Annotated in this window: 14 protein-coding genes; 5 read left to right on the forward strand and 9 right to left on the reverse strand. The window is 75.8% G+C overall.

Annotated features, from left to right (window positions below):
* Positions 1–66: 66 nt before the first annotated feature.
* The 3 genes from ACIP4O_RS25100 to ACIP4O_RS25110 are packed head-to-tail and all read left to right on the forward strand — an operon-like array spanning position 67 to position 3520.
* Entirely contained in the window at positions 67–1356 is a 1290-nt protein-coding gene (locus ACIP4O_RS25100) for a cobalamin biosynthesis protein CobG (RefSeq protein ID WP_401577719.1), read from the forward strand.
* Between the two features lie 44 nt (positions 1357–1400).
* Positions 1401–2033: a precorrin-8X methylmutase gene (locus ACIP4O_RS25105; protein ID WP_401577721.1), complete on the forward strand. Its 633-nt coding sequence runs from the start codon at positions 1401–1403 to the stop codon at positions 2031–2033.
* Positions 2030–3520, forward strand: coding sequence for a precorrin-2 C(20)-methyltransferase (locus ACIP4O_RS25110; RefSeq protein ID WP_401577723.1), 1491 nt, complete (start codon positions 2030–2032; stop codon positions 3518–3520). Before ACIP4O_RS25105 ends, ACIP4O_RS25110 begins: the two co-directional genes overlap by 4 nt.
* 95 nt (positions 3521–3615) lie before the next feature.
* On the opposite strand, the gene ACIP4O_RS25115 is transcribed toward ACIP4O_RS25110, so the two are convergent.
* From ACIP4O_RS25115 to cbiE, 3 genes are read right to left on the reverse strand one after another with little or no spacing between them, the layout of a single operon-like run.
* Positions 3616–4362 carry a cobalt-precorrin-6A reductase gene (locus ACIP4O_RS25115; protein ID WP_401577794.1) on the reverse strand — a complete coding sequence of 249 codons (747 nt, stop codon included), beginning with the start codon at positions 4360–4362 and terminating at the stop codon, positions 3616–3618.
* The gene (gene cobM / locus ACIP4O_RS25120; RefSeq protein ID WP_401577725.1) at positions 4359–5108 is read right to left on the reverse strand and encodes a precorrin-4 C(11)-methyltransferase; all 750 of its coding nucleotides are present in this window, start codon (positions 5106–5108) and stop codon (positions 4359–4361) included. Before cobM ends, ACIP4O_RS25115 begins: the two co-directional genes overlap by 4 nt.
* Positions 5105–6397: a precorrin-6y C5,15-methyltransferase (decarboxylating) subunit CbiE gene (cbiE, locus tag ACIP4O_RS25125; RefSeq protein ID WP_401577727.1), complete on the reverse strand. Its 1293-nt coding sequence runs from the start codon at positions 6395–6397 to the stop codon at positions 5105–5107. The genes cobM and cbiE overlap by 4 nt, the downstream gene beginning before the upstream one ends.
* A gap of 166 nt (positions 6398–6563) precedes the next feature.
* Here cbiE and tsaD point away from each other — a divergent pair, with 166 nt between their 5' ends.
* On the forward strand, positions 6564–7601 hold the full coding sequence (tsaD, locus tag ACIP4O_RS25130) for a tRNA (adenosine(37)-N6)-threonylcarbamoyltransferase complex transferase subunit TsaD (RefSeq protein ID WP_401577730.1): 1038 nt from the start codon (positions 6564–6566) through the stop codon (positions 7599–7601).
* A 46-nt stretch (positions 7602–7647) separates the two neighbouring features.
* Here tsaD and ACIP4O_RS25135 read toward each other — a convergent pair whose 3' ends face one another.
* Positions 7648–8703 (reverse strand): YncE family protein, encoded by a 1056-nt coding sequence (locus ACIP4O_RS25135; RefSeq protein ID WP_401577732.1) that lies wholly within the window; start codon positions 8701–8703, stop codon positions 7648–7650.
* A gap of 335 nt (positions 8704–9038) precedes the next feature.
* Here ACIP4O_RS25135 and fes point away from each other — a divergent pair, with 335 nt between their 5' ends.
* Complete coding sequence (gene fes, locus ACIP4O_RS25140) at positions 9039–10331, forward strand: enterochelin esterase (protein ID WP_401577734.1); 1293 nt, start codon at positions 9039–9041, stop codon at positions 10329–10331.
* A 189-nt stretch (positions 10332–10520) separates the two neighbouring features.
* Here the strand turns inward: fes and ACIP4O_RS25145 are convergent, their stop codons facing one another.
* The 5 genes from ACIP4O_RS25145 to ACIP4O_RS25165 form a co-directional block, all read right to left on the reverse strand.
* A complete protein-coding gene (locus ACIP4O_RS25145; RefSeq protein ID WP_401577736.1) occupies positions 10521–14414 on the reverse strand; it encodes an amino acid adenylation domain-containing protein in 3894 nt (1297 codons plus the stop codon).
* A gap of 5 nt (positions 14415–14419) precedes the next feature.
* Positions 14420–14656: a phosphopantetheine-binding protein gene (locus ACIP4O_RS25150; RefSeq protein WP_401577738.1), complete on the reverse strand. Its 237-nt coding sequence runs from the start codon at positions 14654–14656 to the stop codon at positions 14420–14422.
* Positions 14656–15288 carry an isochorismatase family protein gene (locus ACIP4O_RS25155; protein WP_401577740.1) on the reverse strand — a complete coding sequence of 211 codons (633 nt, stop codon included), beginning with the start codon at positions 15286–15288 and terminating at the stop codon, positions 14656–14658. The genes ACIP4O_RS25150 and ACIP4O_RS25155 overlap by 1 nt, the downstream gene beginning before the upstream one ends.
* A gap of 222 nt (positions 15289–15510) precedes the next feature.
* Entirely contained in the window at positions 15511–17175 is a 1665-nt protein-coding gene (locus ACIP4O_RS25160; protein ID WP_401577742.1) for a (2,3-dihydroxybenzoyl)adenylate synthase, read from the reverse strand.
* On the reverse strand, positions 17172–18380 hold the full coding sequence (locus ACIP4O_RS25165) for an isochorismate synthase (protein ID WP_401577744.1): 1209 nt from the start codon (positions 18378–18380) through the stop codon (positions 17172–17174). Before ACIP4O_RS25165 ends, ACIP4O_RS25160 begins: the two co-directional genes overlap by 4 nt.
* Positions 18381–18417 lie beyond the last annotated feature (37 nt).

An 18417-nucleotide genomic window follows, 5' to 3' on the forward strand; every position in this document is an offset into this window, starting at 1 on the left:
CGGAGACGGCACGGACGTCGGCGGTACGGGGACGGGCGGGGCGGGCTCACCGGACGGTGGATCGGTATGCTCGCCGCCATGCCCTCCCCTCTTCCGCGCCCCGCCGTGCCTCCGGCGTCCCCGACGCCTCCGGCGAGCGCCGCCGGGAGCCGTGGTGACGCCTGTCCCGGTGCGCTGCGGCTGCACCTCGCCGACGACGGCGGGCTCGCGCGGGTGCGGATACCCGGCGGGGTCCTCGACGCGGGGCAGTGGGAGGTCCTGGGCGCGCTGGCCCTGCGTCACGGTGACGGGGACCTGCATCTGACCTCGCGCGGCAACGTGCAGCTGCGCGGCCTCGACCCCGCCTCCGGGGACGCGCTCGGCCTGGCCCTCGCGGAGGCGGGCCTGCTCCCCTCGCCCGCCCACGAACGCGTCCGCAACATCGCCGCCTCCCCGCTCTCCGGGCTCGACGGCGGCGGGGCGCGTCCCGTGCGCGACTGGCTGGGCGCGCTCGACGCCGCGTTGTGCGGCAGTGCGCGGGCCGCCGCTCTCTCGGGACGTTTCCTCTTCGCGCTCGACGACGGCCGCGGCGACATGACCGCGCTGAAGGCCGACGTCACCGTACGCGCCCTGCCGGGGGACGAGGCCCTGGTGTCCCTCGGCGGTGAGCGCTTCACGGTAGCCGCCGGGCACGCCCCGCGCGCGGCCCTGCGCGCGGCCGAGGTCTTCCTCGACGCCGCGGCGCGCGCCCCCGAAGGCACCCGCGCGTGGCGGGTCGCCGAGCTGCCGGACGGCCCGCCCCTCGCGGAAGCGGTACGGGGTCGGCTCGCCGACGAGGGCGTGCCGACCCGTACCGCCGTCGCCGGGCCGCCGCTCCCGGAAGCGGCCCCGCCCGCCCCAGGACCGTACCCGGGCGCGCTCGCCGTGCACGTCCCCCTGGGGCGCCTCTCCCCCACCGCCTGGCGGGAGTTGACGCACGCGGGGACGGAGCTGCGGCTCACCCCGTGGCGCGGTGTCGTCGTCGTCGGACCCGCCGGGGACGCCGCCGCGCGGCTCGCCGCGGCCGGGCTCGTCACGGCGCCCGGTTCGCCGTGGCCGCGCGTCGGGGCGTGCGTGGGGCGTCCGGGGTGCGCGCGGGCCCGCGCCGACGTGCGCGCCGACGCCGGGCGGGCGCTGCCCGCCGTCGCCGCCTCGCCGCTCCCGCTGTACTGGTCGGCGTGCGAGCGGCGCTGCGGCCGGCCCGCGGAGCCGCACGCCGATGTCGTCGCCGGGCCGGACGGCGGCTATCTCCTCTCCGTCCCGGGTCGCGAGCCACGCCCGGTGGACGCGGTGGACCCCGTGCGCCTCGCGGCGGCCATCGCCGCGCCGACCCCCTGACCAAGCCCCGTACCCGCACCACCACACCGAGAGCAGCGAGACCCGTGAGCACCCGCTACACCTACGAGAAGGACGGCCCGGCGATCTACCGGGAGTCCTTCGCCACCATCCGCGCCGAGGCCGAACTCGACGGGCTGCCACCGGAGATCTCGCAGGTCGCGGTCCGGATGATCCACGCCTGCGGCATGGTCGACCTCGTGCGGGACCTCGCGTTCTCGCCGGACGTGGTGACGCGGGCGCGGGCGGCGCTGCGCGCGGGCGCGCCGATCCTCACGGACGTGAAGATGGTCGCGAGCGGTGTGACGCGCAAGCGGCTGCCCGCGGACAACGAAGTGGTGTGCACGCTCCCGGACCCCGCCGTGCCCGCCCTCGCGAAGGAGCTGGGCACGACGCGCAGCGCCGCCGCGCTCGACCTGTGGGGCGACCGTCTGGACGGCGCCGTGGTCGCGGTCGGGAACGCGCCGACCGCGCTCTTCCGGCTCCTGGAACTCGTCGACGCGGGCGCGCCCCGGCCCGCCGCCGTGATCGGGGTGCCCGTCGGCTTCGTCGGCGCCGCGGAGTCGAAGGACGCCCTCGCCGCGCACGGCGGCCTCGCCCACCTCGTGGTGCGGGGCCGGCGCGGGGGCAGCGCCCTCGCCGCCGCCGCGCTCAACGCGATCGCGAGCGAGGAAGAATGAGCGGCAAGCTGTACGGGGTCGGGCTCGGTCCCGGCGACCCCTCGCTCCTGACCGTGCGGGCCGTGGAGGTCATCGGCGAGGCGGACGTGGTCGCGTACCACAGCGCGCGGCACGGCCGGTCGATCGCGCGCGGGATCGCGGCGCGCTACCTGCGCGAGGACCACGTCGAGGAGCTGCTCGTCTATCCGGTGACGACGGAGGCGACGGACCATCCCGGCGGTTACCGGGGGGCGTTGGAGGAGTTCTACGAGGAGGCGGCGGCGCGGCTCGCCGCGCACCTGGACGCGGGGCGCACGGTCGCGGTGCTCGCGGAGGGCGACCCGTTCTTCTACGGCTCGTACCAGCACATGCACAAGCGGCTCGCGCACCGCTACGAGACCGAGGTGGTGCCCGGCGTCACGTCGTTCGCCGCCGCCTCGGCGCGGCTCGGACGGCCGCTCGTCGAGGGCGAGGAGGTGCTGACGGTGCTGCCGGGCACGCTCCCCGAGGAGGAACTCGCGGCGCGGCTCGCCGCTACGGACTCGGCCGTCGTGATGAAACTGGGCCGCACCTTCCCCAAGGTGCGCCGTGCGCTGGAGAGTTCGGGGCGGCTCGACGAGGCGCGGTACGTGGAGCGGGCGACGATGGACGGGGAGCGGACGGCGGCGCTCGCGGAGGTGGACGCCGCCGAGGTGCCGTACTTCTCGGTCGCCCTGCTGCCGAGCCGCGTGGCCGCCGGACGTGCGGAGCCGCGCGCGGGGCGCGGTGAGGTGGTCGTGGTCGGGACGGGACCGGCGGGGCCGCTGTGGCTGACCCCGGAGTCGCGGGGCGCGCTCGCGGCGGCGGACGACCTCGTGGGGTACGCGACCTACATCGACCGCGTGCCGGAGCGTCCGGGGCAGTCGCGGCACGCGTCCGACAACCGCGTGGAGTCCGAACGGGCTGAGTTCGCCTTGCAGTTGGCGACGCGCGGGCGACGGGTCGCGGTCGTGTCGGGGGGCGACCCGGGGGTGTTCGCGATGGCGACGGCGGTGCTCGAAGTGGCCTCGCGCAAGGAGTACGCGGACGTGCCCGTGCGCGTCCTGCCCGGGGTGACGGCGGCGAACGCGGCGGCGGCACGGGCGGGTGCGCCGCTGGGGCACGACTACGCGGTGTTCTCCCTCTCGGACCGGCTCAAACCGTGGGAGGTGGTGGCGCGGCGGCTGCGCGCGGCCGCGGGTGCCGACCTCGTCCTCGCGCTGTACAACCCCGGTTCGGGGAGCCGTACGTGGCAGGTGGGCGCGGCGCGTGACGTGCTCCTGGAGCACCGTGCGCCGGGCACGCCCGTCGTGGTGGCGCGAGATGTGGGGGGCGCGGGCGAACGGGTGCGGATCGTGCGGCTCGCCGAGCTGGACCCGGCCGAGGTGGACATGCGCACGATCCTGCTCGTGGGCTCCTCGCGGACGCGGGTGGTGCGGCGCGGGGACGGCGAGGAGATCGTGTGGACGCCGAGGCGGTACCCGGCCTGAACCCGGCGTTCTCCCCGCGCAGGACGGGGGTACGGCGTGGGCGGGGGCCGTCGGGGAAGCTCCGGCACGGAGGCGATGACGCGGGCGGCGCACGGCTACGGGGCGAGCGCCGCCAGCCAGTCGAGGGCGCCCGCGGGGTCCGCCGCCCGCGGCACCCCGTCCGGTACGGGCGGCCTGCGCACGACGACCACCGGGATGCCCGCCTCGCGCGCCGCCGTGAGCTTCGGCGCGGTGGCCGCTCCCCCGCTGTCCTTCGTGACGAGGACGTCGACGCGGTGGCGGGCCAGCAGGGCACGTTCGCCTTCGAGGGTGAACGGTCCACGGTCGAGGAGGACTTCGGTACGGGCGGGGAGCGGCGGCTGGGGCGGGTCGACCGCGCGGACGAGGAACCACAGGGCGGGGTGCCCGGTGAAGGCGGAGAGCCCGGTGCGGCCCGTCGTGAGGAAGACGCGGGTGCCGAGCGGGGGCAGGAGGGAGGCCGCTTCGCGGAGCGAGTCGGCGTCGTGCCAGTCGTCGCCGGGGGTACGGGTCCAGCCGGGGCGGCGCAGGGCGAGGAGCGGGACGCCTGTCGCGGCGGCGGCCTCGGCGGCGTGGAAGCTCATCGTGGCGGCGAAGGGGTGGGTCGCGTCGACGAGCGCGCTGACGGCGTGCGCGCGCAGCCAGGCGGCGAGTCCCTCCGTACCGCCGAAGCCCCCCACGCGCACGGTGCCGGGAAGGGCGCGCGGGGCGGCGACGCGGCCGGCGAGCGAGGTGGTGACGCGCCAGGGGGCGCCGGTCAACGCCTCGGCGAGACGGCGGGCTTCGGTCGTACCGCCGAGGATCAGGACATGGGGCTCGTTCAGCACGTGTGGCGCTCGCGCGCGGCCGAGTAGAGGTGGCTGTCGCGGAACGCGGAGGCGCCCAGGGTGCGGCCGACCATGATGACGGCGGTGCGGGTGATCCCGGCGGCCTTGGTCTCGGCGGCGATCGTGCCGAGGGTGCCGCGCAGGATCAGCTCCTCGGGCCGGGAGGCGTGGGCGACGACGGCGGCGGGGCAGTCGGCCCCGTAGTGCGGGAGGAGTTCGGCGGTGACGCGGTCGACGTAGCGGGCGGCGAGGTGCAGGACGAGGAGGGCGCCGCTGCGGCCGAGGGTCGCGAGGTCCTCGCCCTCGGGCATGGGGGTCGCCTCCTGCGAGACCCGCGTGAGGACGACGGTCTGGCCGACCGTGGGCACGGTCAGTTCCCGCTTGAGCGCGGCCGCCGCGGCGGCGAAGGCGGGGACGCCGGGGACGACCTCGTACGGGATGCCGAGCGCGTCGAGGCGGCGCATCTGCTCGGCGACCGCGCTGAAGACGGCCGGGTCGCCCGAGTGCAGGCGGGCCACGTCCTGGCCGGCCTCGTGCGCGCGGGCGAACTCGGCGCTGATGGCGTCGAGATCGAGGTGCGCGGTGTCGACGAGGCGCGCGTCGGGAGGGCACTCGGCGAGGAGTTCGGCGGGGACGAGGCTGCCCGCGTACAGGCACACGGGGCAGCGGGCGAGGGTGCGCGCGCCGCGCACCGTGATGAGGTCGGCGGCGCCGGGACCCGCGCCGATGAAGTACACGGTCATGGGGTGTCGGCTCCAGTCGTCGCGGGCGCGGGCTTTTCCGTCGCTTCCGGTGCGGTCTTCTCCACGAGCCACTGCGTCAGCGGCATGGCCTGGCGCCAGCCCGTGAAGCCGCCGACCGGGACGGCGTGCGCGACCGAGAGCCGCACCAGCTCGCCCCCGTACCGCTTGCGCGCCGCGCTCAGCACGGCCTCGGACTCCAGCGTCACGGTGTTGGCCACGAGTCTGCCGCCCGGGGGCAGCGCCGCCCAGCAGGCGTCGAGCAGGCCGGGTGCGGTGAGTCCGCCGCCGATGAACACGGCGTCGGGCGTGGGCAGTTGGACGAGTGCGGCGGGCGCGGCACCGGTGACGACGCGCAGCGCCGGGACGCCGAGGCGGTCCGCGTTCTCGGTGATGCGCGCGGCGCGCGCGGCGTCGCGCTCGACGCTGAACGCGCGGCAGGACGGGTGGGTGCGCAGCCACTCGATCGCGATCGAGCCCGAGCCGCCGCCGACGTCCCACAGGACTTCTCCGGGCGCGGGCGCGAGCGCGGCGAGAGTGACGGCGCGCGGGTAGCGCTTGGTGAGCTGCCCGTCGTGCGCGTACGCCTCGTCGGGGAGTCCGGGGACGGCGCCGAGGCGCGGGGCCCCGGGGGCGCGGTGGCACTCGACGGCGACGATGTGGAGCGGGTCGGCGGGCGGCGCGTTCCACTCCTCGGCGGTGGCCTCGGGGCTCGTACGTTCCGCGGGGCCGCCGAGTTGTTCGAGTACCCGCATGCGGCTGGGCCCGAAGCCGCGCGCGCGGAGCAGCGCGGCGACCTCCGCCGGTGTGCCGGGTCCCGAACCGAGGACGAGGAGGCGGCGGCGGGGGTGGAGCGCGGCGGCGACACGGGCGAGGGGACGCCCCACGACGGAGACGGCGTCCACGTCCTCGCGGGCCCAGCCGAGGCGGGCGCACGCGTACGCGACGGACGAGGGGTGCGGCAGGACGCGGACGGCCTCGGGGCCGAGGAGTTCGGTGAGGGTCCGCCCTATCCCGTAAAACATCGGGTCGCCGCTCGCGAGGACGACGCGGGTGCGCCCGGCGTGCGCGGTGAGCAGGCCGGGCAGCGCGGGGCGCAGCGGGGAGGGCCAGGGGACGCGGGCGGCGGCGCACTCGGGGGGCAGGAGGTCCAGTTGGCGGGGTCCGCCGAAGACCACGTCGGCCGCGCGCAGGACGGCGCGGGACGCCTCGGGGACTCCGGGCCAGCCCTCGGCGCCGATGCCGACGACGGTGACGGCGTCCTGCGGGGTGGCGGCGGGCGCTGCGGTCACGTGCGGGGTCCTCGGGCTCGGGTCGGGGGCGGTGCCCGCCCAGCCTACGGGGGTGTGACCTGGGGGTGCGTGCGGGGTCGCCAGCTTGTTGCACACTATGCGCAACAACAAATCACTTGCACAACCGGGCGGGGAGACCGCCGGGGCGACGGGAAAGAGGTGCGGGGTGGCCGCTCCGCTCGTACTGGGCATCGAGTCCTCCTGCGACGAGACCGGCGCGGGCCTGGTCAGGGACGGGAAGCTGCTCGGGCACGCGGTGGCGTCGAGCATGGACGCGCACGCGCGCTACGGGGGCGTCGTGCCCGAGATCGCCGCGCGGGCGCACGTGCACGCGGTGCGCCCGGTGATCCGACGCGCGCTCGACGAAGCGGGGGTACGGGCGCGGGACATCGACGCGGTCGCGGTCACGACGGGTCCGGGCCTGGCCGGGGCGCTCCAAGTGGGCCTCGCGGCGGCGAAGGGCCTCGCGTACGGGCTCGGCGTCCCGCTGCACGGCGTGCACCACCTCGCGGGGCACGTCGCGGCGGACACGCTGGAGCACGGGCCGCTCCCCTCCCCTTGCGTCGTGCTCATCGTCTCGGGCGGGCACACCTCGCTGCTGCTCGTACGGGACTTGGCGCGCGAGCCGATCGCGCACCTCGGGGACACGCTGGACGACGCGGCGGGCGAGTGCTTCGACAAGGTGGCGCGCGTCTTCGGCCTCCCCTACCCGGGCGGTCCGGCCATCGACCGGGCCGCGAGCGACGGCGACCCCGGGGCGGTGGCCTTCCCGCGTCCGCTGCCGGGGGGTTACGACTTCTCGTTCTCGGGGCTCAAGACGGCGGCGGCGCGCTGGGCGGAGCGGCACGCGGGCGGGGTGCTGCCGGTCGCCGACGGCGCCGCGGCGCTTCAGGAGGCCGTCGCCGACACGCTGACGCGCAAGGCGGTGGCGGCCTGCGCGGAGCACGGCGTGGGCACGCTCGTCGTGGTCGGTGGGGTCGCGGCGAACTCGCGGGTGCGCGCGCTCGCCGAGGAGCGGTGCCGCGCCGCCGGGATCACCCTGCGCGTACCGCCCTTGCGGCTGTGCACGGACAACGGGGCGATGATCGCGGCGGTGGGGGATCTGCTCGTGCGGGCGGGAGCCGAGCCCGCGCCGCTCGACGTCTCGGTAGACCCCTCGGCGCCGCTGGAGTACGCGGCGCTGCACCCGGTGGGCAGGGGCTGACCGGCCGGGCGGCCCGGGGCTTCCCCCCGGGCCGCCCGGTCGCCGTTCAGTGGGCGAGGCGGATGCGGGTGAGCGTGTCCTTGCCGTCCACGGCGCCGGACTTGTCGACGACGAAGGCGTAACCGCCCTTGATCTCGACGTGGTTGGGGTTGGCGTTGACGGCGACGGTGTCGACGACCCTGCCCTGGCGGGGGTCCACGACGGAGACGGTCGCGGCGGTGCGGTTGGCGACGAGGACGTTGCCCGTCCGGGTGTCGGTGGCGACGGAGAGGGGGCCCTCGCCCGTGGGCACGGACTTGGTCACGACGCCCTTGCGCAGGTCGACCACGGAGACGTCGCCGCCGGTCTGGTTGGCGGTGTACGCGGTCCGGCCGTCCTTGGACAGGCTCACCGAGATGGGGCCTTCGCCGACGGGGATGAAGCGGGGCACCGAGGAACCCCGGTCGACCTCGATGACGCGGTCGTTGCCCAGGTCCGTCGCGTACAGGGCGCCGGTGCGCTCGTTGACGGCGAGCCCGGCCGGGCTCGCGCCCTCGACGGTGACGCGCTTCTTCTCCTTGAAGGTCTTGGTGTCGATGCCCACGAGGGTGCCGGCGCCGTTGCCACTGGCCCACACGGTGTCGTGCGCCTCGTCCACGACGACCTCGCGGCCGTGGGCCACGTCCCCGATGGTGGCGAGGAGCTTGCCGGTGCGCTGGCTGTAGGCGGAGACGGAGTTGTCGCGGGTGTTCGTGGTCCACACCGTGTTGTGCTCGTCGTCCACCGCGACCCCGTAGACGGCCTGGCGGGCGCCGGTCGCGGTGTCGGTGACGGGCGCCTCGTAGGTGGCCTTCACCGCGAGGGTCACGGGGTCGACCTTGAGCAGCGCCGACTGCGTGACGGGGGGCCGGCCCACGGCGGTCGTGGCCCACAGGACGTGGTTCCGCTCCGAGTAGGCCGACTGGTAGAGGCCGGTCGCGAGCGGCGCGACCGTCGTCTTCGGCGCCGGGGCGTGGCCCTTGCCGTGCGCCTGGGCCGTGCCCGTGGCGAAGAGCGTGGCACCGGCGGCGCAGGCGACGGTCACGGCGGCGGCGCGGCGCAGCCGGGGGACGAGAACGGACATGCGGGTCTCCTTCTGCAAGGGCGCTCCGGAGCGGGGCGCGCTCTTCAAAGTTAGCTTAGGCTTACCTAACTTCGATCAAGGGGGGCGTGTGGCCTCCGCCACAAATCACATCTCAATCCCCGTACGGCGCCATCGAGTTGCGGATACGCGAGAGGCGCGCGGCGGCGATGCGGCCGAGGCGGACACAGCCCGGCCATCCGGCCCAGAAGGAGGCGGGGGCGGAACACGGGAGGCCCCACAGCACTCAGATGTGCTTAGGTTAGCCTAACCATACTGACTTGATCTTTACGGGGTCCGCCGCGGGTCCGCCGCGTCCAGGACCGAAAGGAAGCTCCATGTTCGCCTCTCCCCCGCCCAGTGCGCTGCGGCATCCGCCGCGCACCCCGCGCCCGGTCCCGGTACCCCGCGTGAGCGGTGCCGCCCTCCCGCTGCCCGGGCCCGGGACGGTGACGGGGGACTTCTGGGCGGAGGTGGCCCGGCGCGGCACACCCGTCGTGGGGCCCGACCCGGCGGGCGATCCGGGGCACAGGAGCGTCACCTTCCTGTGGCGCGGCAGTCCGGCGACCCGCGCGGTGCGGGCCGTGCCCAACAAGCTCGCCGACCCACGCGATCCGCGCGCCACCGCGATGGAGCGCGTGCCGGACACGGATGTGTGGCACGTGACGCTGCGGCTCGGCGCGGACTGGCAGGGCACGTACGAGCTGCTGGTCGACGAGGGCGGGGGCCCGGCGCCCGGTTCCCCGAAGTACGCGGCCTGGTTGCGCACGAGGCGCCGCCCCGACCCCTTCAACTCCCAGACGCTGCCGCGCCGCTGGGGAGGTGAGCCGCTGCACTGGGCGGCGCTGCCGCAGGCGCCGGGGCAAGGCGCCTGGTCGCTCCCGTGCCCGGTGGGGGCGCGCGGCACGCTCAGCGAGCACGCGGTGCCGAGCGTCCGCCTGGGCGGGACCCGGCGCACGTGGCTCTACACGCCGGCCGCCGCCTGCCGCCCGGCCGCCGGTGCCGCGCCCGCACCGGGCTCCGGGCTCCCCCTGCTCGTCCTCCTCGACGGGGAGCACTGGGGGCCCGTGCTCGGTGTCGCGGGGCTGCTGGACGGGCTGATCGCGGCCGGTCTCGTGCCTCCTATGGCGGCGCTCCTGCCGGATTCCGTCGACGCGGACACGCGGTGGGCGGAGCTGACCTGCCGCCCGGAGTATCTCGCCTTCCTCACCGAGGAGTTGATCCCCTGGGCGGCCGAGCGGCTGCCGCTCACGAGCGATCCGGCACGTACGGTGCTCGCGGGGCAGAGCCTCGGCGGCCTCACCGCCGCGTGGGCCGCGCTCGCGGCTCCGCACCGATTCGGCAACGTCCTCGCCCAGTCCGGGTCCTTCTGGTGGCCCAACGGCCCCGAGGCCGAGTGCCTGACGCGCACGCTCGCCACCACCCCGCGCCGGCCCGTCCGCTTCCGGCTCTCCTCCGGACGACAGGAATGGGTCGCGCTCCCGGCGGCGCGCCGCCTGCGCGCCGCCCTCGCGGAGGCCGGGTACGACGACGCCGAGTACCACGAGTTCAACGGCGGCCACGACTACCTGTGTTGGCGCACCGAACTGGCGGCGGGGCTGCCGAAGCTGCTCCCGGGACCGGCGGCATAGGCCCGCCGTCCGGTCCGGGCCCGCCCGGCGGTCCGGAGCGCGGCGGTCCGGAGCGCGGCGGCGGGCTCCGGCGGCGGACCGCTCCCGGGGCGGTACGCGAGGCGTCCGGCGTGGGCGTCGCACGCGCGGCGTCCCGCTCCCCCGGCCGCCCTCCGTCCCCGTCCCCCTTCTCCGCCGTCGCCCGCTTGCTCAGCGCCTCGGCTCGCCCAGTCGCTCCCTCAGGGCCTCCGCGATCGCCTCCAGCGGTTCCGCCGCGAGGAGTTGGGGGTGGGTGCAGGGCAGGTCGTGGTTCTCGATCCTTCCTCGCACGTGCGGGAGCCAGGCCGTGTGGTGGAGCCAGTGCTGGGCGCGCGGGGTCGCCGCCGTGAAGAAGAGGACGTCTCCCTCGTAGGGGCGGCGGTGGGTGTGGGCGCGCATCAGGCGGGCGTGGTTGGGGACGATGTCGACGATGCGCGCGAGGGTGTCGTCGGCGAGGCCCGCGAGGGAGCTGCCGCCCCGCGCCAGCGTGGCCATGACGTCCTCCCTCGTGCGCTCCCCGGTCCGTTCGAGGCCCGCCATGCGGAGCACCGCCGTGAGCGCGTCGCCCTCTTCGGGGGCGGGGTTGTCGCGCCACTGCTCGGCTGGGAAGGCGTCGAGGAGGGCGAGCAGGTCGACCTCCTCGCCCGTCTCCTGGAGGAGCGTCGCGACCGTGTGCGCGAGCACGCCGCCCACGGACCAGCCCAGGAGGCGGTACGGGCCGTGCGGCTGGAGGGCGCGGATCTCGCGTACGTAGTCGGCGGCCTCCTCCTCCAGGCTCACCGGGAGCGGAGCGGGCCCGTCGAGGCCGCGTGCCTGGATGCCGTAGAGGCGGTGGCCGGGGCCGAGGAGCGTGGCGAGGGCCGCGTAGCACCAGGCGAGGCCGCCGGCGGGGTGGATCGCGAAGAGCGCGGGGCCCTCGCCGTTCGTGCGCAGCGGCAGCACCGTGGAGAGCGCGGCGCGGGCGAGGGGGCCGGTGGCGGTGAGGCGGGCGGCGAGCGCGGCCGGGGTGGGGGACTCGAAGAGGCTGCCGAGTGTCGGCTCGACGCCGAGTTCGTCCCGTATCCGCCCGACGAGCCGGACCGCGAGGAGCGAGGAGCCGCCGAGGTCGAAGAAGGCGTCCTCGGGGCCGGCGCCGGGGACGCCGAGGACCTCGCGGAAGAGGCGGACGAGGGTCTCCTCCTGGGGGCTCGCCGGGGTGCGCTCCCCTCCCGAGCCGGTGAAGACCGGGGCCGGCAGTGCCTTGCGGTCCAGCTTGCCCGCCGGGCCGAGCGGGAGGGCGTCGAGGCGGAGCACGGCGGCGGGCACCATGTGCGCGGGCAGGGTGCGGCCGAGTGCGGTACGCAGTGCGGAAGGGTCGACCCGTCCCGTCACGTAGCCGATGAGCCGCTGGTCGCCCGGCGTGTCCTCGCGGACGAGCGCGCACGCTCCGTCGACACCGGGCAGGGCGCTCAACGCGGCCTCGATCTCGCCGAGTTCGATGCGCTGGCCGCGCAGCTTCACCTGGTGATCGGTGCGGCCGAGGTAAAGGAGCTCGCCCTCGGGCGTCCACTGCGCGAGGTCGCCCGTGCGGTACATGCGGGTGCCGGGCGGGCCGTAGGGGTCCACGGGGAAGCGGTCGGCGGTGAGTTCGGGGCGCGCGAGGTAGCCATCCGCCAACTGGCTTCCGGCGAGATGGAGTTCACCGGGCACGCCGGGCGGGCAGGGCTGCCCTGCGGCGTCGAGCACGTACAGGCGGGTGTTCCAGACGGGGCGGCCGAGCGGAACGGGTCCCGAGTCGCCGGGTACGCACGTGTGGTGGGTGACGTCGACGGCCGCCTCGGTCGGCCCGTAGAGGTTGTGCAGGCGCGCTCCGGGCAGGGCGCGCGCGAAGGCGTCGGCGGACTCGCGCGAGAGCGCCTCGCCGCTCGCGAAGACGTCCCGCAGGCTCGCGCAGCGCGCGGACTCCCGCTCGGCGAGGAAGGCTTGGAGCATCGACGGTACGAAGTGGCACACCTGGACGGCGTGTCGGGTGATCAGTTCGCTGATGCGGCGGGGGTCCTTGTGCGCCCCCGGTTCGGCGAGGACGAGGGTCGCGCCTTCGCGCAGCGGCCAGAAGAACTCCCACACGGAGACGTCGAAGGACGAGGGCGTCTTCTGGAGCACGCGGTCGCCCGGCGCGAGCGGGTACGTGCCCTGCATCCACCGCAGGCGGTTGTCGATCGCCGCGTGCGACACGATGACGCCCTTGGGGCGGCCCGTCGATCCGGAGGTGTACAGGACGTACGCGGGGTGGTGGCGCGTGAGGGCACGGGGCGGGTCGCAGGCGGGGTACGCGCGCGTGTCGAGCGTGTCGAGCGGCAGTACGGGCACCGGGGCGTCCTGCGGCAGGCGCCCGTCCGTGTCGGTGAGCGCGCACACGGGGGCCGCGTCGGAGAGCATGAACTCCAGTCGTTCGGAGGGGTATTCGGGGTCGAGCGGCAGGTAGGCGGCGCCGGTCTTGAGGACGGCGAGGAGGGCGACGACGAGGTCCACCGAGCGCGGGAGCGAGACGGCGACGGTGGCCCCGGGAGCGGCGCCGAGCGTGGTGAGGTGGTGGGCGAGGCGGTTGGCGCGCGCGGTGAGTTCGGCGTACGTAAGGACCGTCGCGCCGAGGACGAGGGCGGGTGCGTCGGGGGTGTGCGCTGCCCGCGCCTCGATCGGGCCGATGAGGGTGGTGGGCGGCAGGGCGCGCTCGGTGGCGTTGAACTCCTCCAGGACGAGGCGGAGTTCCTCGTCGGTGGCGAGGGGGTGCCGGGCCGTGGGGGTTTCGGGGTCGCTCGTGGCGAGGCGGTGCAGGAGGGCGAGGAAGCGGTCCTGGTGGGCGGCGAGCGCGGTCTCGTCGTGGAGGGCGGGGTTGGCGTCGTGGTCGACGCGCAGTCCGCGTCCGTCCGCGCGGTCGTAGACGTGCACGCTGAGGTCGTCCACGGGTCCGGCCGAGAGGTTCTCGGCGCGGGTGGGGGCTCCGGCGAAGGTCGCGCCGTAGTCGAAGGGCATGAGGTTGACGAGCGGCCCGGTGAGGGCGCGGCCCGCACCGAGCAGTCCGAGGTCGCGGCGCAGGTCCTCGTACCGGTAGCGCTGGTGGCGGCGCGCCTCGCGCACCGCGGTGACGACACGCCGTACGAGCCGCGCGAAGCTCTCCGCCGGGTCGACGCGCAGCCGCAGCGGTACGACGTTCATGACCATGCCCGGCACACGCAGTGCCGCCGAGCCGAGCCGTCCCATGAGCGGCAGCCCGAGCACGACGTCCTCGCGCGCGGTGGTGCGCGAGACGTGGAGGGCCTGCGCGGCGAGGAGGACGTCGGGCCAGGTGGCCTTGAGTTCGCGGGCGAGGGCGCGCAGGCGGGCCGTGTCCTCGGGGGCGAGGTGTGCGGTACGGCGCAGGAAGGTGCGCGAAGGGAGCGCGGAGCGACCGGCGAGGAGGGGGGCCTCGGGACGGTCGGCGAAGGCGCCCGTCCAGTAGGCGCGGTCGGTGTCCCGGTCGGGTCCCGTGCGGTACTCCTCATCGAGCGCGAGGAGTTCGGCCAGGGTGCCGAAGGAGCGCGGTGCCGGTTCCTGGCCGGCCGCGAGTGCCGAGTACACCTCGGCGGTGCGGCGCACGAGGAGCGAGTAGCCGTAGCCGTCCATGACGAGGTGGTGCACGCACTGGTACCACAGCCAGCGTTCCTCGCCGACGCGGAGCAGGGCGTGCCGGAAGAGCGGCCCGGTGGCGAGGTCGAAGGGTTCGGCGAGGTCGGCGCGCAGCCACGCACGGGCCGCCTCCTCACCGCCGTCGTCGCGGAAATCCCGTACGAGCAGCGGGGGTTCGACCTCGGCGGCGAGGTGCTGCCGAGGGCCTTCGGGGGTCTCGGTGAATCGCAGGCGGAGGCTGTCGGTCTCGGCGGCGACGCGGCGCAGCGCGGTGCGGAAGACGTGCGGGTCGAGGGGGCCGTCGATCGCGAGGCACTCGGCGGTGTTCTGCGCGGGGCTGCCGGGGTCGAGGGCCTGGGCGTAGTACATGCCGGTCTGGGCGGCGGTGAGCGGGAGGACGGCGGCCTCGCGCCTCGTCATGGTGGTCATCGTGCCCCCAGGAGAGCGGCCCAGGCGGTGATGACGGGGTCCTCGGCGAGGTCGGCGAAGCCCGCCTCGACGCCGTGCTCGCGGCGCCAGCCCTCCAGGAGGCTCATGAGGCGCACGGAGTCGAGCCCGTGGTCGAGGAGGTTCTCGTCGAGGGGGATGTCGGCCGGGTCCTCGCCGAGCGCGTCGGCGACGTCGGCGCGGATCAGTTCGGGGGTGAGGGTGGGGAGCGGCATCAGAATTCCTTCAGCAGTTCGGCGGTGGGGGCGACGCGGGCGCAGCGGCCCGCCGCCCAGCGCAGCGCCATGTCGTGGTCCTCGCGCGAGAAGTCGGCGACCGCGTCGGCGGCGACGAAGGCGCGCAGGTCCCTGGACCAGGCGTCGGCCGCCGTCATGAGGACGCCGATGTGGGCGTAGACGCCGGTGACGACGAGCTGGTCGCGCCCGGCGGCGCGCAGCCGTTCCTCCAGGTCGGTACGGGCGAAGGCGCTGTACTTCCACTTGGTGAGCCGGATGTCGTCCCCGGCGGGGGCGACGCGCTCGGGGCTGCCGTGGGCGGCCGGGTCGGCGGGTACGCCGGGACCCCAGAAGTCGAGCTGGAGACCGCGCTGTGCGGGGGTCTGGCCGCCGCGCTGGGCGGTGTGGATGACGGGCATCCCGGCGGCGCGGGCTGCCTCGATGAGCCGGGCGGTGCGGTCGATGAGGCCGGTGAGGGGTTCGGTGCCCGGGGGGAAGCAGCGCAGGAAGTGGTGTTGCAGGTCGTGGACGAGGAGCGCGGCGCGGGAGGGGTCGAGCCGCCAGCCGACGCGGTTGGCGGGCAGCTCGGCGGGGGTGGGGTGGGGGTAGGTGACGGCGGTGGGGAGGGGCATGGGGGCCTTTCGGTGGGGGTGGGGGTGCGTGGGGGGACGGGCCAAGAGGTGGGCCGCCTTTGGCCAAAGCTGCGGTTATCCACAGGGCGCCTGCCACCCTTTCGAGTGAGGCGTGTGGCGGCTTTCCCGGAGTTATCCACAGATTTGGGTGGTGGGGCGGGGTGGGGGTGGGAGTTGCGAGAGACTGGTATTGGGGTCGCCCCCCGGGCGGGAGGGGGCTGTTCACCCACCCCCCGCCCCCTCCCGCTGCCCCCTCTTGCTCACCTTCCCGATCCCCGTCTGCGGGAAGGCGTCCACGAAGGAGAACCGGTCCGGCACCTTGAACGCCGCGAGTCCCGACTCGCGCACGTAGCGCTTGAGTTCGGCGGCCCGCGGCACTTCGGCCCCGGCGCGCGCGATGACGTACGCGAGGGAGCGCTCGCCGAGGTAGTCGTCCGGCACGCCGATGACGGAGGCGTCGAGCACGGCCGGGTGGCCGAGGAGCACGTTCTCGACCTCCTCGGGCGCGAACTTCTCACCGCCCCGGTTGATCTGGTCCTTCGCGCGGCCCTCCACGACGAGGTGCCCGCTCGATAGCCGTCGCACCAGGTCCCCGGTGCGGTACCAGCCCTCCGCGTCGAAGACGCGCGCGTTGTGCTCGGGCGCGCGCCAGTAGCCGCGGATCGTGTACGGGCCGCGCGTCAGCAGGTGCCCGACCGTGCCGTCGGGGACGTCCTCCCCCGCGTCGTCCACGACCCGTACCTCGTCGTCGGGCGAGATGGGGCGCCCCTGCGTCGTGAGCACCGTCTCCACGTCGTCGTCCAGCCGCGTGTAGTTGACGAGCCCTTCGGCCATGCCGAAGACCTGCATGAGCCGCGCGCCGAGCGCCGGTCGCAGGCGCCGCGCCGCCCGCTCGCCGAACTTCGCGCCGCCGACGAGGACCAGGTCGAGGCTCGAGAGGTCGTACGGGGTCGAGGGCGCCGCCTCGGTCCACACGAGGGCGAGCGGCGGCACCATGCCGGTCATCGTGATCCCTTCCCGCTCGATGAGCGCGAACGCCGTCCCGGGGTCGGGCGCCGGGCTCAGCACGACGGTGCCGCCCGCGAGCAGCACGCCGAGCCAGCCGGGGCTGCTCATCGGGAAGTTGTGGGCGGCGGGGAGGACGACGAGGAAGCGGGTGCGCGCGTCGACGCGGCAGATCTCGTTGGAGCCGCGCAGCGAGTAGGCGTAGTCGTCGTGGGTGCGCGGGATGAGCTTGGGGACACCCGTGGTGCCGCCGGAGAGCTGGAGGAAGGCGAGTTCGTTCGCTTCGGGGCCGGGCGGAAGGTCCGCGGGGTCGCCCGTGACGTCGCGCAGCGCGGTGTGCCCGCCGGGGTCGCCCACGACGAGGACGTGGCGCAGCGCGGGGTGCCGGGCGCGCATCCGGGTGGCGAGCGCGCGGTGGTCGAAGCCCGCGTGGCGGTCGGGGACGACGTAGGCGACGGCTTCGCTGAGCGCGCAGAAGTGGTCGATCTCGCGCTCGCGATGGGCGGGGAGCGCGTAGACGGGGAGGGCGCCGAGGCGGAAGAGCGCGAAGACGGTCTCGATGAACTCGCCGATGTTGGGGAGTTGCACGACGACGCGGTCGCCCTTGCGGATGCCGAGACCGGCGAGCCCGGCGGCGAGCGTGTCCGCGCGGGCGTCGAGTTCCGCGTACGTCCAGGTGCGGCGTTCGGGCGCGGGGTCGACGAGGGCGAGGTGCCCGGGGTGTGCGGCGGCGCGGGCGCGGAGGAGGTCGCCGAAGGACTCGCCGCGCCAGTACCCGGCGGCGCGGTAGCGGGCGGCGGTCTCGGCGGGCCAGGTGGGCGCGTCGGTGCCGGGGGTGGTGGCGTACGGCGCGGTCGCGCGAGCGGTGGCGGACGTGGTCACAGGGCGGCTCCGACGGCGTCGAGGAAGGTACGGAACTTGGCGGCGGTCTCGGCGGCCTCGGCCTCGCCCGTCGACGCGGCGACGACCCCGGCCCCGGCGAAGAGGCGCAGCGTGTCGCCCTCCGCCTCGGCGCAGCGCAGCGTCACGACCCACTCGCCGTCCCCGTCGGCGTCCTGCCAGCCGACCATGCCGGTGTAGGCGCCGCGGTCGAAGGGTTCGCTCGCCGCGATGACCTCGCGCGCGGTCGCGGTCGGGGTTCCGCACACGGCGGGGGTGGGGTGGAGGGCCTGGGCGAGGTCGAGCGCGGTCGTCGCGGGGGACGCGAGGTCTCCGGTGACGGTGGTCGACAGGTGCCACATCGTGGCGGTGCGGACGAGGGTGGGGCGCGCGGGCACATCGATGCGCGCGCAGTACGGGGCGAGTGCGTCGCGTACGGCGTCGACGACGACGGCGTGCTCGTGGAGGTCCTTCGCCGAGTCGAGGAGCGCGGCGGCGGCGCGCACGTCGTCCGCGAGGTCGGTGCCGCGCGGGGCCGAGCCCGCGAGGGGGTTGGCGACGAGGCGGCCGCCCTGCCGGGCGACGAGGAGTTCGGGGCTCGCGCCGAGGAGCGTGCGTCCGGGGCCGCTGGGCACGGCGAAGGCGTAGCCGCCGGGGTCGCGGCGGGCGAGGCGGCCGAGCATGCGGGGCAGTCCGGGCGCGGCGCGTCCGGTGAGTTCGAGGGTGCGGGCGAGGACGACTTTCGCGAACTCGCCGGCGCGCAGCCGCTCCACGGCGGCGTCGACGGCGCGTGCGTAGGCGGCGGCCGAGGGTACCTCGCGCAGGTCCCAGCCGCCGGGCGCGGCCGGTACGGGGGGTTCGAGCGCGGTGAGCGGGTCGTGGCGCAGCGCGGGTCCCCGGCGCAGCCGGGCGGGTACGGCGAGCGCGGGGGGCGCGTCGGGCAGGAAGGGGAGGCACCCGATGACGACGGGGGCGGCGTCTCCCGCGGCGCGCCGCGCGTCGAGCACCCGGCGGACGCGCTCGCCGAGGGGGACGGCCGGTTCGTGGGGTATCTCGGCGGCCGTTCCCGAGCCGAGCAGGGTGCGTCCGGGCGTGGCGAGGAAGCGGTCGCCCGGGCGATAGGCGTCGAGCAGCGCCGTGGCGCCGCCGGGGGTGACGGCGGGGGGTTCCGGGGCGCGGGTGAGGGGTTCGTGCACGGGGGCGGTCATGGGGGCCTCCTGGGGATGGGGGGTGCCGTGGGTGTGG

The organism is Streptomyces sp. NPDC088923, from assembly GCF_044749745.1.
Taxonomy (GTDB): domain Bacteria; phylum Actinomycetota; class Actinomycetes; order Streptomycetales; family Streptomycetaceae; genus Streptomyces.